This is a genomic window from Pseudomonas sp. P4795, from assembly GCF_048822895.1.
Classification (GTDB): domain Bacteria; phylum Pseudomonadota; class Gammaproteobacteria; order Pseudomonadales; family Pseudomonadaceae; genus Aquipseudomonas.
Genome location: NZ_JBMFBT010000002.1, coordinates 367643 through 381956, shown reverse-complemented (window position 1 = coordinate 381956; position 14314 = coordinate 367643). Strand labels below are relative to the sequence as shown.

Below are 14314 nucleotides of genomic sequence, written 5' to 3'. Positions count from 1 at the left end.
GCAGATGGTCGAAAGGCCGTCACTACTGCACCCAACGCTGCAGAATTTGCTGCAGGTCATGGCGTTTGAACGGCTTGGCCAGATAATCGTTCATCCCCGCCGACAGACAGTTTTCCCGGTCGCCCTGCAAGGCATTGGCGGTCAGGGCGATGATTGGCACCTCGGCGCAGCCGGGCAGCCGGCGAATCTGTCGGGTCGCCTCGTAGCCGTCGATGATCGGCAAGCGGCAGTCCATCAAAATCGCCTCAAAACTTTCGCCGCCAGCACTGCGTACAGCCTGCGCGCCGTCAGTCGCGACGCTGACCGTAAAACCCAGACTGCGCAGCATGGCTTCGATTACGGTCTGATTAACCGGGTTGTCCTCCACCAGTAACACGTTGCGTCCTTCACCGTGCGCCTCGCCGTTGATCGCCCGTGGCGCAGCCAGCCTCGGTACGACTTGCTGAGTCAGCGCGAGGGGGATTTCCAGCGTAAACACTGAACCGCGACCTTCCTCACTCTGCGCGCGCAAGGTGCCACCCATACGTTCGGCGAGCGTCCGCGCGATCGGCAAGCCCAGACCCGTGCCGCCATAACGCCGCGAGATCGAACTGTCGGCCTGCTGGAATGCATTGAACATCAGTTCCAGACGTTCTGACGAAATGCCGATGCCGCTGTCGCGCACTGAACAGGTGAACCACAGCAACTCGTGATCCAGCGACTGCCACTGCGCCTCGATACTCACGCGACCTTGCTCGGTGAACTTCAACGCATTGCCGACCAGGTTGACCAGAATCTGCCGAATGCGCGTCGGATCGCCCTGCACCTGCAAGCTGCGCATGTCCTGCGGAATGCGCAGTTGCAAATCCAGACCACGTTGCGCGGCGCTGTGCTGGAACGACTGCGCGCAGGCACTGATCAAGTCCGCAAGATTGAAGGCAATGTGCTCCAGCTCCAGCTCCGAACGTTCTATGCGCGAGAAATCCAGAATGTCGTTGATCACCTTGAGCAAATGCTCGGTGGACTCGGAGGCCAGCGCCGCGTACTCGATCTGCTCCTCGGTCATGTCGGTGGTTTCGAGCAATTGCAGCATGCCCAGTACGCCATTCATCGGCGTGCGCAGTTCATGGCTCATCATCGCCAGAAAGTCGGATTTGGCGCTGTTGGCCTTTTCCGCTTCTTCACGGGTCTGGATCAGTTGCGCCATTGCTTGATGCTGTTCGCGGCTGGCCTGCTCCAGCGCCTGCGCGAGGTTGTTGATGTGCTGCGACAGGGCGCCGAGTTCGGTGTCGTCGACAATCGGCAGCGGCGTTTTGTAATCGCCTTCCTGAATCGCCTTGACCGCATCGCCGATGTCGCGGATCGGCTGCGACAGACTGCCGGCCAGACGCCGTGCCACGACGAAGGTAAACAGCAGCGCAAACAACGCCAGAATCGCAGCCTTGAGCAGGATCTCCTTCTGCCGCTGGCTGAAGGCATCGTTGGACAGACCGACGATCACCCGCCCCAGATAATCCTCAGTCGCCGCGCCACTGCTGGTCTTGCCGTCCTGGAAGAAATCATTGTGCAGGGCGATGCGTTGCAGACGCACCGGCGCCTGGAACACCTCGACCTGATGCGGGCGCGAATGCGTGTCCGCCGGTTGTTCGACGTACACCAGAATCCGGTTGGCGCTGTCCTGCACTTCAAGAAAGCGCACGTTCGGCGTGGCCAGCGTGGCTTTGAGCAGGCTCTCCAGCACTTCGTTGTTGCCGGAAATCACTCCGTACTCGGTAGCCGGGGCGAGCTGATTGGCGATCAGTTGACCGGTATGGTTCAGCTCCTGGCGCAAATCCTGAATGCGCACGAAGGTGAAAAAACTGATCAGCAGCAAGGTCAGCAACAGCGCCGGGCCCAGACTGATCAGTTGGGTGCGGGTGTTGATGTCCCAGCGACGACGGAAAATCATGGGCGGCGCTCTCCTTCGGCCAGCTCGGCGGCGACAGACACTTCATTCAACGGTTCGATACCTAAGGAACGAGCCACCTGCGCATTACTCAAGACTTTAAAACGTTCGGGATAGAGGGTTTTCGGCCAAGTGGCCGCAGGCTTGTCGAGCAATTCGTCGAGTATCGCCAGCCAGTCACTCTGGTCGCTGTAGGTGCTGGCCAGACTGCCGGCGCGCACGAATGAAGCGTTGGGCCCGATCAATGCGACTTGTCGCGAGTAACTGCTGAGCAGCAGGTTTTTCGCGGTCTTCGGGTTGTACAGGTCGGGATCGTCGAGGCCCAGCAGCACGTCGCTGTCTTTCAGCACGGCCTGCAACGGGCGGCTGTCGTGGGTGTTGTCCCAGCGCTGGCTGACGATTTGCAGATTCATGACTTGTGCCGCGACGTGCAGTTCCTTGAGCAGGAATTCGCTGTGCTGATCGAACAGCACACCAATCCGCCGGGCCTGCGGCAGAATCCGCCGGATCAACTGCAACTGGCGGCTCAGCGGCGGATCGCTCCACAGCAGGCTCAAGTGCGGCGGTTGCAGCGCGCCGAAGCGTTGTTGCGCTTGCAAGCGGCTGATGCGCAGCACCAGCGTCGCCGGGCCGGCGGATTCTTGCAGGCGCCAGTCGAGGCTCGGCAGATCCAGCAGAATCAGGCGCAGGCTGGCGGGTAATTTACCCGGCGCCGGCAGGCTCGCCAGCGGCTGGAAATGCACGTTGTCGGTCGGGCGCAGCTCGCTCAGGGCTTGCACGAAGGACTGCACGCCGGGGCTTTCTTCGGCGCCGGTCAACAGAATGTCCGCAGCCTGCACCGCCACACCATGCAGCCACGCGGTCAGGAACAGAAACAGGCCAGCCAGCCATTGGCCGACCGTCGGCACCTTCCGTGACATGGCGTTGCGCACCCTAGAACTCCAGCTCGGCGCTGAAGTACATCACCCGGCGTTGGTCATAATTGTTGTCAACGAAGGTGGTCGGCTCGTTATCGAGACGCTGTTGCAACACGCCGGCCAGCTGCAGTTGGGCCTTGCCGATGGCGATGCGCTTGGCGATGCGCGTGTCGACCCGCTCGAAGCGGTAGCCGTTGAGCGCATTGTCACCATAGTAGAAGAGGGCGCTGTTCCAGCCGTGGCCCCAGTCGCGCAGCCAACCGGCCGAGCCGCTGTTGCGCGCGGTGAATTGTTGATCGAGCGGATTGCTCGCCTCGGCGTCGACGAAAGCGTAGGTCAGGCGCAACCGGTCTTTCGCACTCAGGCGCCAGTCCAGTTGCGTTTCCGTGCCGCGAAAGCGCGAGCTGTTGGCGTTGCTGGCGATGTATTGATTGTTGCGCAGCGGCTCGCTGATCATCCCGGTGATTTCGTCGTAGAACAGCTTCACGTCCAGCGCCAGACCGAGTTCGGCGAAGTAGCCGTTGTAGCCCAGTTCGCGCGAGCGCATGTGTTCCTGATCGAGATCGCCGGGGCCACGGGTCTTGACGAAGTAGCGCGCCGAAGTCTGCCCGTAGGCCGAAGGCCGCAGCTTGGTCACCTGATAGCTCCAGTTGACGTTGTTCTCGAACATGTCCGGCGAGCGGATTGCCTCCGAGTACACCGCGCGCAGGCTGTGACGCGGGTTGATCAGGTAGTTGACGGCAAAGCGTGGTGTCAGCGAACTGCCGATCAGTTGCGTGTCTTCGAACATCGCACCGCCCTGCACCAGCCAGTGTTCACTGGCGCGCCATTCGAGTTGGCCGAACGCGCGCCAAGTGGTGTCGTCCAGCGTGCCGTTGAAGTAGGTCTGGGAATCGGCCCGGTCGTAACGATAGTTCAGGCCGCTGACCAGTCGCAGGCTATCGGACAGGCTGAGGGTGTCTTGCAGCTCAAGGTCGTAACGCGACTCGCGGGCGCTCTGGTCGATGTCGCCGCACAAGGTCTGACGCGCGCCGTTGCGCCATTGATCGAGCACCTGATTGGCCAGGGCCATTTGCTGCGGCGTCCCGGCGGGCGCACCGGGGCCGGTGAACAAAAGCATGTTGCGCGCCAGACGTTCGGTGTAGTTCGGGTTGAGCTGCCACAGTTCGGCCAGTTGCGGGCTGAACGACACTTCGGCATCACAGGCGCGCCAGGTCTGCTGGCGATCCCAGTGCTGCGCCGAGCCCTGGATATACAGGCTGTGCTCCGGATTGATGTCGAGGTTCCAGCGCAGCGAGCCGGCGTAGTCCTTGGCAATCACGTCGGAATTGTTCCCGGCAGCAGTAATCCCCGAGAACACCGGTTTGTAGGTGTAGGGCCGTTGATTGCTGCCGTCCTTGGCGTTGAGTTGCCAGTCGATGCTCTGGTTGTCGCTAAGGGTCTGGCTGACGGCGAGGCTGAAGCGATTCAAGCGGCGGTTGTCACGGTAATCGGCGCCAGTGCGGTCGCTGTCGAAGCCGTCGTCTTCCTGACCGGACAACGACAAGCGCAGATCGCCGCTGCTCCAGCCGACATTCTGGCTGGCATAAAAGTCGTTGATGCCGCGTTGGCCGCGGGTGATTTTCAGCCGCGTGCCGTGGCTGTCCACCGGGTTGCGCGTAATGATGTTGACCACTGCCATCAGCGCATTGGCGCCGTAGCTGACGGTGTTCGGCCCGCGAAAGACTTCGATGCGTTCGATGTCTTCCATGGCCACCGGAATATCGCTCCAGTCCACCGTCGCCAGGCCTGCGCGATACACCGAGCGGCCATCGATCAACACCTGCATGCGGCGTGCTTCGCTGGCGTTGGTCCCGTGATAGTTGACCGCTGCCTGATTGCCGCTGATGTTGCCGACCATCATCCCCGGTACCAGCCGCAGCAGCTCGCTGATGTCGCGCGCGCCGCTGGCCGAGATCAGTTCGCTGTCGAGCACGGTCATGCTGCCCGGCACTTCCGCTGGCGACTGTTTCAGGCGCGTGGCGGTCAATACTTGCGGCAGAGCTTGGCTGTCTAGAAACAGGTCGTCCGCCAGTAATACCGGGCTGAATAGCAGCGCCAGCAACAGTGGTGAGCGCGAAGGGAGAGGGCCAACAGACACGACACAGCCTTGATCGCAGAGAATTGGCGCGCATGGTAACCGAGCGCAGTGACTTTTCCAGTCACGATGCGGGCATTTTCCTAGGTTTTATTGGTCTTCTTCCTACAAGTGTCGGTAATTGTTGCCGGGGCTGTCCGATGCCGGGCCGCTCCGTATAATGCCGGCATCGCCACTGGTATGGATTAACGGATTACATATGACTGAACAGCGCCCGATTGCGGTCCTGGGAGGCGGAAGTTTTGGTACCGCCGTGGCCAATCTGTTGGCCGAGAACGGCCATCAAGTCCTGCAGTGGATGCGTGACCCCGAACAGGCCGAGGCCATCCGGGTCAATCGCGAAAACCCGCGTTACCTCAAAGGCATCAAGATTCTGCCCGGTGTGACTGCCGTCACCGATCTGCAAGCCACCCTCGACGCCTGCGATTTGTGCTTTGTCGCGCTGCCGTCGAGTGCGCTGCGCACGGTGCTCGCCGCGCACGCCGAGCGTCTGAGCGGCAAGATGCTGGTCAGCCTGACCAAAGGCATCGAAGCCCAGACCTTCAAACTGATGAGTCAGATTCTCGAAGAGATCGCCCCGCAGGCGCGCATCGGCGTGCTGTCCGGGCCGAACCTTGCGCGGGAGATCGCCGAACACGCACTGACCGCCACCGTGGTCGCCAGCGAAGACGAAGAACTGTGCAAACAGGTGCAAGCCGCGCTGCACGGCCGTACTTTCCGTGTCTACGCAAGTGCCGACCGTTTCGGTGTGGAGTTGGGCGGGGCGCTGAAAAACGTCTACGCGATCATCGCCGGCATGGCCGTGGCGCTGGAGATGGGCGAGAACACCAAGAGCATGCTGATCACCCGTGCGCTGGCCGAAATGACGCGCTTCGCGGTGAATCAGGGCGCCAACCCGATGACCTTCCTCGGTCTGGCCGGCGTGGGTGATTTGATCGTTACCTGTTCATCGCCGAAGAGCCGCAACTATCAAGTCGGCTTCGCGCTCGGCCAGGGTTTGAGCCTCGATGAAGCAGTGTCGCGCCTTGGCGAGGTGGCCGAAGGCGTCAACACCCTCAAGGTGCTCAAAGCCAAGTCGCAGGAGGCTGGCGTGTACATGCCGCTGGTCGCCGGGCTGCACGCGATTCTGTTTGAAGGGCGCACGCTGGAGCAGGTGATAGGTCTGTTGATGCGCGCCGAGCCGAAAACCGACGTCGACTTTATTTCCACCAGTGGTTTCAACTGATTGCTGTTAATTGACAGGCAGGGGAACGAGACATGAACGATCCGAAAACCGAAGCCAAGTACGAATCCATTCTCCTGCGGGTGATGTGGATGATCATCTACCTGCTGGTCTGGCAAGTGGCGCAATTCGTCCTCGGCGGCGTGGTGCTGGTGCAGCTTATATATCGCCTGATCTATGGCGCGCCGAACGCTGGCCTGATGAATTTTGGCGACAGCCTCAGCCAGTTCCTCGCGCAGATCGGTCGCTTCGGCACTTTCCACAGCGACCAGAAGCCTTGGCCGTTCGCCGACTGGCCGACGCCGCGTACTCCGGAAGGCGAAGCGCCACACGCGGTGCCGCCGACAGCACATCCGGTACGTGATGAGGAGCCCAAGCTATGAAACTCTGGGTGTTGCGTCATGGTGAGGCCGTGCCTTACGGCTCGTGCCCGGACTCCGAGCGCGAGCTGACCGCGCTGGGTCGCGAAGAAGCGCTGCGTAGCGCCGCGCAATTGATCGGCCAGCCGATCACCGCGATCTACGCCAGCCCGTATTTGCGTGCCCAGCAGACCGCGCAAGTGGTGCGTGAAGCGCTGGGTTTCGAGCCGGAGATCCGCACGGTTGAATGGCTGACGCCGGAAATCGATCCGGACCGGGTCGCCGAGCAACTGGTCTCAGTGAGCAATGTGCTGCTGGTCAGCCATAACCCGCTGGTGGGTAATCTGCTGAGCTATCTGCAACACGGCGCCGGGTATCCGCCGGAGAAGGTCGGCACTGCTGGCCTGGCGGAGCTGGAGCACAGTGAACTGCTGATCGGCTCGATGACCCTCAACAGCCTGAAGCATCCGTAGATCTTGTTTCCATTCGTAAAATAGTCAACCAAGCACTTGCTTGGTTGACTACGCTTGCTCCAGATCAAAAAAACAGGAGCGAGTCGCATGTCTGTCGCCTTCCGTTTACCGCTGGACGTGTTTTACGAACGCGAGGCCCGGCACCCGCGCCAGCGCTTCATGGTGCAGCCGACCGGTGGCGGGCAGGTCGAAACCCTGAGCTGGGCCGACGTCGGCCATCAGGCCCGCTGCGCCGCACACTGGTTGCGCGCCCGCGAATTGCCGCAAGGCAGCCACATCGCCTTGATCTCGAAAAACTGTGCGCACTGGATCATCGCCGACCTGGCGATCTGGATGGCCGGGCATGTCTCGGTGCCGCTGTATCCGAACCTCACCGCCGACTCGGTGCACCAAGTGCTCACGCACTCGGAAAGCGTGCTGGCGTTCATCGGCAAACTGGATGATTGGCCGGGCATGTCGATCGGGATGCCGGTCGATCTGCAGACAATCAGCCTGCCGCTGCATCCGCCTGGCACCTTCGAATTCAGTTGGGACGATCTGCAACGCAGCTCGCCGATCCAGGACGACCCGCGCCCTGCGGCCGAGCAACTGGCGACCATCATTTACACCTCCGGCACCACCGGCCTGCCCAAAGGCGTGATGCACAGCTTCGCCAACCTCGGCTTCGCCACCACTCATGGCACGCAGTTATTCGGCCTCAACGAAAACGATCGGCTGCTTTCCTATCTGCCGCTGTGCCATGTTGCCGAACGCATGTTCGTCGAGATGGCCTCGATTTATACCGGGCAGACCGTGTTCTTTGCCGAGAGCCTCGACACTTTCATGACCGATCTGCAGCGGGCACGGCCTACGGCAATGTTTGGCGTGCCACGGATCTGGACCAAATTCCAGATGGGCGTGTACGGCAAGATTCCGGCCAAACGCCTGGATTTCCTGCTCGGCCTGCCATTCATTGGCAAACGCGTCGGGCACAAAGTGCTGGCGGGTTTGGGGCTTGATGAGTTGCGCGTGGCGCTGTCCGGCGCCGCGCCAGTGCCGCAGGCGTTGCTCGCTTGGTATCAGAAACTCGGGCTGGATGTACTCGAGGTCTACGGCATGACCGAGGGCTGCGGTTACTCGCACATCTGCCTGCCGGGCGAGTACAAACAGGGCTGGATCGGCAAGCCGTGCCCGGAAGTCGAAGTGCGCATTGATCAGTCCGGCGAAGTGCAGGTGCGCAGTCAGGCGAACATGCTCGGCTATTTCAAGGAACCGCAGAAAACCGCCGAGACCCTGACCGAGGACGGCTTCCTGCGTACCGGCGACAAGGGCGAACAGGACGCCGAGGGTCGCCTGCGACTGACCGGGCGACTCAAGGAGATTTTCAAGACCAGCAAAGGCAAATACGTCGCCCCGGCACCGATTGAAAATCGTCTGGCGGTGCACACGCGCATCGAACAGGTGTGCGTGGTCGGCGATGGCTTGAGTGCGCCGCTGGGGCTGTGCGTGCTGTCGGTGGCCGGCCGCGACGAGGCGCGCGCCATTCTGCATTCGAGCCTGGAAAAACTGCTGGAGGAGGTCAACGCCGCGCTCGACAAGCACGAGCGTCTGCGTCGCCTGATAGTGGTCAAGGACAACTGGGCGGTGGAAAACGGTTTTCTCACGCCCACCCTGAAAATCAAACGCAACGTCATCGAATCCACTTACGGCGCACGCTTCGAAGAATGGAGCGAGCGCAGCGAGGCGGTGCTGTGGCAGGATTGAGCGACGACTAAAACAACAAAGGAAGTCTGCGATGAGCCTGTGGCGCACCACTCCGAACATCGAGCAGTTGAACGCAATCCAGAAAAACACCATCGGCGAAGTGCTGGATATTCGCTTCGAGGCCTTCGACGAGGAGTCCCTGAGCGCGAGCATGGTGATCGACCATCGCACCCATCAACCGTACGGTTTGTTGCACGGCGGCGCGTCGGTGGTGCTGGCGGAAAGCGTGGGTTCGATGGCCAGCTATTTGTGCATCGACGCCAGCAAGTTTTATTGCGTGGGGCTGGAGATCAACGCCAACCATTTGCGCGGTCTGCGCAGCGGGCGGGTGACGGCGGTGGCCAAGGCGATTCATATCGGGCGCACGACGCATGTCTGGGATATTCGTCTGACCAGTGATGAGGGCAAGGCGAGTTGTGTGTCGCGCTTGACCATGGCGGTGGTGCCTTTGGGGGAGAGTCCGCCGGTGCGTTGAGCTCCGGCCTTCATAGTTCTGACCTGACTGTCATCATTCCTGGCAGTTACGGTCATTGCTGTCGTAAGCGGTCTTACGGACAATCAACGCCTGTTTTCCGCCCATGGATTTGCCCGTATGTCGCAACCGATCTTTTTCGCCCACGCTAACGGTTTCCCCTCGGGCACCTACGGCAAGCTGTTTGCGGCGTTGGCCCCGGAGTTCCGTGTGACGCATCTGGAGCAGCATGCCCACGACCCGCGTTTCCCGGCGGGCGACAATTGGTACAACCTGGTCGACGAACTGATCCATCACCTGCGACAGCAAGACGAGCCGGTGTGGGGCGTCGGCCATTCGTTTGGCGGGATGCTGCATCTGCACGCGGCGTTACGGTGTCCTGAGTTGTATCGCGGCGTGGTCATGCTCGATTCGCCAGTGCTGACCCGCACCGATCAATGGGTGATCCGCGCCGCCAAGCGCTTTGGTTTCATCGACAAACTGACTCCGGCCGGGCGCACGCTGGGTCGGCGCGAAGAGTTTGCCGATCTCGACAGTGCGCGTGGCTACTTCGCCGGCAAAACCCTGTTCCGCAGCTTCGACCCGGAATGCTTCGACGCTTACCTGCAACACGGTCTGCATCGAGTCGGCGACAAGCTGCGTCTGCGCTTCGATCCGGCCACCGAGATCAGCATCTATCGCGGCGTGCCACACACCAGCCCTGCGCATACCCGGCAATTGCAGGTACCGCTGGCGATGGTGCGCGGGCTCAAGAGCCAAGTGGTGATGCGTCATCACACGCGATTTGTCGCGCGTCTGCCACAAGGCGAAGCGCTGAGCATGCCTGGCGGGCACATGTTTCCCCTTGAGCGTCCACAAGACACGGCGCTGCTGCTGAAAAAACTGTTCACCCGCTGGGAAAATCGCCAGCAGAAGGATTGCGCATGAGCCAAATCGTCGAAGAAGTCCGTCTGAGCCTGCCGCACATCGAACTGGCGGCGCATCTGTTCGGGCCGGAAGACGGTTTGCCGGTGATCGCTTTGCATGGCTGGCTGGACAACGCCAACAGCTTCGCGCGGCTGGCACCGAAGCTCAAAGGCTTGCGCATTGCTGCGCTGGACATGGCCGGACACGGGCATTCCGGCCATCGTCCGACCGGCGCCGGGTATGCGCTGTGGGACTACGCGCACGACGTGCTGCAAGTTGCCGAACAACTCGGCTGGAAGCGTTTTGGTCTGCTCGGGCATTCGATGGGCGCGATCGTTTCGCTGGTGCTGGCGGGATCGTTGCCGGAAAAGATCACGCGTCTGGCGTTGATCGACGGCGTGATTCCTCCTACCGACAAAGGCGAAAACGCTGCCGAGCGCATGGGCATGGCCCTACAGGCGCAACTCGATCTGCGCGAGAAACGCAAACCGGTTTACAGCACCCTTGATCGCGCCATCGAAGCACGCATGAAAGGCTTGGTCGCGGTCAGTCGTGAAGCCGCCGAACTGCTGGCGCAACGCGGGCTGATGCCGGTGCCCGGCGGTTACACCTGGCGCACCGACAATCGCCTGACCCTACCTTCGCCGCTGCGTCTGACCCAGGAACAGGCGATGGCCTTCGTCCAACGCATCACATGTCCTGCGCAATTGGTGGTAGCGGCCGACGGCATGCTGGCCAAACATCCGGAGCTGCTGGAGCGTCTACCCTTTAGCCGTGAACAGCTGCCGGGCGGGCACCATTTGCACCTGAACGATGAGGCCGGTGCCGACCTTGTCGCAGACTGTTTCAATCGCTTCTTCGCCATTCCTTGACTTGCACCGGGCAACTGTCGAGGCTGGGCGGGTTGAAATGGGAGACAAACAAGATGGATTTCTACACCGCTGCGACCCCGAATAGCCCAAGAGGCGCCCAGGCCATGCCCGTCCGATGAGCCTGCCCAAGCGTTGCCTCAGTCTGCTGGCGCTGTGTTTTTTCAGTCCCTTGTCATCTGCCGCCGATGTGCCGGGCAGTCAGGATCTGCCGATCGTGCCGCGGCTGGCCGATGCGCAGATCGTCGATTATCGCCCTCCGGTGGAACTGGAACGGATCTATCCGCTGGGCTCGATCCGCAAGATCAGCGGCCAATTACGCTTCGACGGTCAACTCACCGCCCGTGGGCAAACCACCTCGGTGACTTACGAACTGCCGCCGGAACACTCCGCGACCGAAGCTTTCACCGCTGCGCGCGAATCCCTGCAAAAACAGGACGCCGAGTTGCTGTTCTGGTGTCAGGCGCGTGATTGCGGCGAAAGCAGCCTGTGGGCCAATGAAGTGTTCGGTAACGCCAAGCTGTACGGCTCCGATGAACAACAAGCCTATCTGCTGCTGAGACTGGCAGAACCGCGCGACAACACGCTGGTGGCGCTGTACAGCATCACGCGCGGCAATCGCAAAGCCTATCTGCATGTCGAACAATTCGAGGCTGCTGCGCCGCTCGGCGACTTGCTGCCGACCTCCGCGACTTTACTGCGACAACTGAAAAGCACCGGTGAACTCGACTTGCCGAAACTCGTCAGCGATCCGGATGACACCTGGCTGCGTTTGCTCTCGCGGGGTCTGAACCTCGACACCACGTTGCGCGTGAGCGTCTCCGGGCCGAAGGCCGAGGCCTGGCGTCAGGCATTGATCGGGCAGGGCGTACGCGCCGCACGCATGGAAGCGGGCAGCGTCGATGGCGCCGGTCTGCGTATCGATCTATTGCGCTAGATGCTCTGGGCGGGCACGCTTGACGTGTTCGCCTCCTCATTGCTGACTGACTTCTTCGAGAACCTGAATGCTCAATAACGATCGGCTGTTGGTGCAAATCCTTCTGCTGGTGCTGTTCGGCGCCAGCCTGTGGGTGATGGCGCCGTTCTGGTCGGCGCTGTTCTGGGGTGCGGTGCTGGCGTTCGCCAGTTGGCCGCTGATGCGCCTGCTGACCCGTTTGCTCAATGGCCGTGAGTCGCTGGCGGCGCTGGTGCTGACGCTCGGCTGGATGTTGCTGGTGGCGGGGCCGTTGGTGTGGCTGGGTTTCAACCTGGCCGATCACGTGCGCGATGCCACGGCGTTGATCAAGGACGTGCAGGTCGACGGTCTGCCGGCGGCGCCCGACTGGCTTGGCAGCGTGCCACTGGTGGGCGAACGACTGGTGGCAATCTGGAACAGCATCGATCAGCAGGGTGCGGCGATGATGGTCGCGATCAAGCCTTATCTGGGGCAGGTCGGTAACTGGTTGCTGGCGCGCAGTGCGCAGATCGGCGGCGGGATTCTCGAACTGACGTTGAGCATTGTCTTCGTGTTCTTTTTCTACCGCGACGGGCCGCGGCTGGCGGCGTTTGTTCATGGCTTGCTGCAGCGACTGATCGGCGACCGCGCCGGATATTACATCGATCTGGTTGCCGGCACCGTGCAGCGGGTGGTCAACGGGGTGATTGGTACGGCGGCGGCGCAGGCAGTTCTGGCGCTGATCGGCTTCTTTATTGCCGGGGTGCCGGGGGCGCTGGTGTTGGGGATCGTGACCTTTCTGCTGAGTCTGATTCCGATGGGGCCGCCGTTGGTGTGGATCCCGGCTACGGCGTGGCTCGCCTGGAAGGGTGATTATGGGATGGCGATCTTTCTCGGGATCTGGGGGACGTTCATCATCAGTGGCGTGGATAACGTGCTCAAGCCGTATCTGATCAGCCGCGGGGGGAATTTGCCGTTGGTGATTGTGTTGCTTGGGGTGTTTGGCGGGTTGATCGCGTTTGGGTTTATCGGGTTGTTTATCGGGCCTACGCTTTTGGCTGTGGCTTATAGTTTGTTGACGGATTGGAGTAAGAGTCAGGCTCGGATTGAACGCTGATTGGGAACATATCCGTTTTTGGGGTGATGGCCTCTTATGGTTTCGCCCTGACGGTCGACTCCCTTTGGCAGACGCCCCAAAGGAAGCAAAGGTCTTTACCCTGACGTTCGGCCCGCTCGCTGGGGCTCGGGGTTCCTTCCTTCCGGGTTTCATCCGGGGGCATCGCCTCCGGTTTGCTGCGCTGCACCTCCTCTCGATGTGTTCGACTTCGTCGAACGGCGCTTCGCGCCAACCCCGGATGAACCCCTCCACTCAGCCTGCCGACGGGCGCTTGAGATCAAGATCAAGAGCTGCAGCCGAGCTAACGCTCATCCTGTTGAGTGGTGGTGGAGCAGGGCTGCGACGGGTGAGAGATTTTGGTTTTGGCTTTTTGAGCTTGAGTGCGCCTCGGTAGCTCAGGTCGATGTACTTCGAATAATCACCACGGTCAGTCCCCTCTACCTCTGGGCGGTCCGACGTTTCGGGAGGGCTAGGGTGAGGGCAGCTTTGATTGGCACACTAAAAATCGAAAGCAACCAACTCACCCAGCAGCTTTAATCGCTCCGAAAATTCGAACCCGGGAGCGATCCTCCCATCACCTCAAGTCGCCACATTCAAATACTTGCCCACCGGCGCCGCATTATCCAGTGAGTACTGCTTGCTCAAATTCGCGATCATGCGGTTCAACGCTTCAGCGGTGGTCTGAGCGCTGGAAGTCTGGCCCTCCGCCGGACGCTCGCGCCCAGCCTGTAACGCAGCTTCCAGCTCATCACTGCTCACGCCGCCACTGCTGTCGCTGTCCAGCACTTTGAGCAACGCCGCGCTGTCGTCGTTGCTGGTCGCCGAGGTGCTGTCGCTGGTCTGTAACGCGCTGTTCAATTCAGCGGCGGTTATGCTGCCGTCGGCGTCGGCGTCCAGTGCGCTGATCAGGGCGTCGGCGAGGTCGGTGTTGGGTGGCTGATTGCCGGGTGGGGGCGGTGGTGGTGCCATTGCGGCCATTTCTTCGGAGCTGAGGCTGCCGCTGGCGTCGCTGTCCAGATCGCCGAATTGTTGGCTCAGGTTGATCAGCAAGCCGTCGTCGGATTTCTGCGACAACGCGCTGCTCAGTTCATCCTGATCCACCGCGCCGTCGCCATTGCTGTCGAGCTTAGTGAACAGTTCTTTTTGCAGTTGCTGGCTGCGGGCGTTTTGCGTGGCGGTGCTGGTGTTGGTGCTGGTATAGCTCGTGTAGTTGCTGACGCTACCGATCATCGGGCTCACTC

At 61.2% G+C, this 14314-nt stretch carries 13 protein-coding genes; 9 read left to right on the top strand and 4 right to left on the bottom strand.

The window, feature by feature from the left end; all coding sequences use genetic code 11:
* Nucleotides 1-22: 22 nt before the first annotated feature.
* From ACOI8A_RS06250 to ACOI8A_RS06240, 3 genes are read right to left on the bottom strand one after another with little or no spacing between them, the layout of a single operon-like run.
* Nucleotides 23-1927, bottom strand: coding sequence for an ATP-binding protein (locus ACOI8A_RS06250; RefSeq protein ID WP_420646471.1), 1905 nt, complete (start codon nucleotides 1925-1927; stop codon nucleotides 23-25).
* Nucleotides 1924-2844, bottom strand: a complete 921-nt coding sequence (locus ACOI8A_RS06245; RefSeq protein ID WP_420646472.1) for an ABC transporter substrate-binding protein — start codon at nucleotides 2842-2844, stop codon at nucleotides 1924-1926. Before ACOI8A_RS06245 ends, ACOI8A_RS06250 begins: the two co-directional genes overlap by 4 nt.
* Nucleotides 2845-2857: 13 nt before the next feature.
* Nucleotides 2858-4981 (bottom strand): TonB-dependent receptor plug domain-containing protein, encoded by a 2124-nt coding sequence (locus ACOI8A_RS06240; RefSeq protein WP_420651194.1) that lies wholly within the window; start codon nucleotides 4979-4981, stop codon nucleotides 2858-2860.
* Between the two features lie 196 nt (nucleotides 4982-5177).
* Between ACOI8A_RS06240 and ACOI8A_RS06235 the strand changes: the two genes are divergently transcribed.
* The 9 genes from ACOI8A_RS06235 (at nucleotide 5178) to ACOI8A_RS06195 (ending at nucleotide 13073) form a co-directional block, all read left to right on the top strand.
* A complete protein-coding gene (locus ACOI8A_RS06235; RefSeq protein WP_420646474.1) occupies nucleotides 5178-6203 on the top strand; it encodes an NAD(P)H-dependent glycerol-3-phosphate dehydrogenase in 1026 nt (341 codons plus the stop codon).
* A gap of 32 nt (nucleotides 6204-6235) precedes the next feature.
* The gene (locus ACOI8A_RS06230; RefSeq protein WP_420646475.1) at nucleotides 6236-6583 is read left to right on the top strand and encodes a DUF4389 domain-containing protein; all 348 of its coding nucleotides are present in this window, start codon (nucleotides 6236-6238) and stop codon (nucleotides 6581-6583) included.
* Nucleotides 6580-7032: a phosphohistidine phosphatase SixA gene (sixA, locus tag ACOI8A_RS06225; RefSeq protein ID WP_420646476.1), complete on the top strand. Its 453-nt coding sequence runs from the start codon at nucleotides 6580-6582 to the stop codon at nucleotides 7030-7032. Before ACOI8A_RS06230 ends, sixA begins: the two co-directional genes overlap by 4 nt.
* A gap of 87 nt (nucleotides 7033-7119) precedes the next feature.
* The gene (locus ACOI8A_RS06220) at nucleotides 7120-8775 is read left to right on the top strand and encodes an AMP-binding protein (RefSeq protein ID WP_420646477.1); all 1656 of its coding nucleotides are present in this window, start codon (nucleotides 7120-7122) and stop codon (nucleotides 8773-8775) included.
* 31 nt (nucleotides 8776-8806) lie between these two features.
* Complete coding sequence (locus tag ACOI8A_RS06215; RefSeq protein WP_420646478.1) at nucleotides 8807-9250, top strand: hotdog fold thioesterase; 444 nt, start codon at nucleotides 8807-8809, stop codon at nucleotides 9248-9250.
* A gap of 117 nt (nucleotides 9251-9367) precedes the next feature.
* Complete coding sequence (locus ACOI8A_RS06210) at nucleotides 9368-10174, top strand: alpha/beta fold hydrolase (protein WP_420646479.1); 807 nt, start codon at nucleotides 9368-9370, stop codon at nucleotides 10172-10174.
* Complete coding sequence (locus ACOI8A_RS06205; protein ID WP_420646480.1) at nucleotides 10171-11025, top strand: alpha/beta hydrolase; 855 nt, start codon at nucleotides 10171-10173, stop codon at nucleotides 11023-11025. The genes ACOI8A_RS06210 and ACOI8A_RS06205 overlap by 4 nt, the downstream gene beginning before the upstream one ends.
* Before the next feature lie 115 nt (nucleotides 11026-11140).
* Nucleotides 11141-11959, top strand: coding sequence for a DUF4892 domain-containing protein (locus ACOI8A_RS06200; RefSeq protein WP_420646481.1), 819 nt, complete (start codon nucleotides 11141-11143; stop codon nucleotides 11957-11959).
* Nucleotides 11960-12026: 67 nt separating this feature from the next.
* The gene (locus ACOI8A_RS06195; protein ID WP_420646482.1) at nucleotides 12027-13073 is read left to right on the top strand and encodes an AI-2E family transporter; all 1047 of its coding nucleotides are present in this window, start codon (nucleotides 12027-12029) and stop codon (nucleotides 13071-13073) included.
* Nucleotides 13074-13652: 579 nt separating this feature from the next.
* Here the strand turns inward: ACOI8A_RS06195 and xopAW are convergent.
* Nucleotides 13653-14303, bottom strand: coding sequence for a XopAW family type III secretion system calcium-binding effector (xopAW, locus tag ACOI8A_RS06190; protein WP_420646483.1), 651 nt, complete (start codon nucleotides 14301-14303; stop codon nucleotides 13653-13655).
* Nucleotides 14304-14314 lie beyond the last annotated feature (11 nt).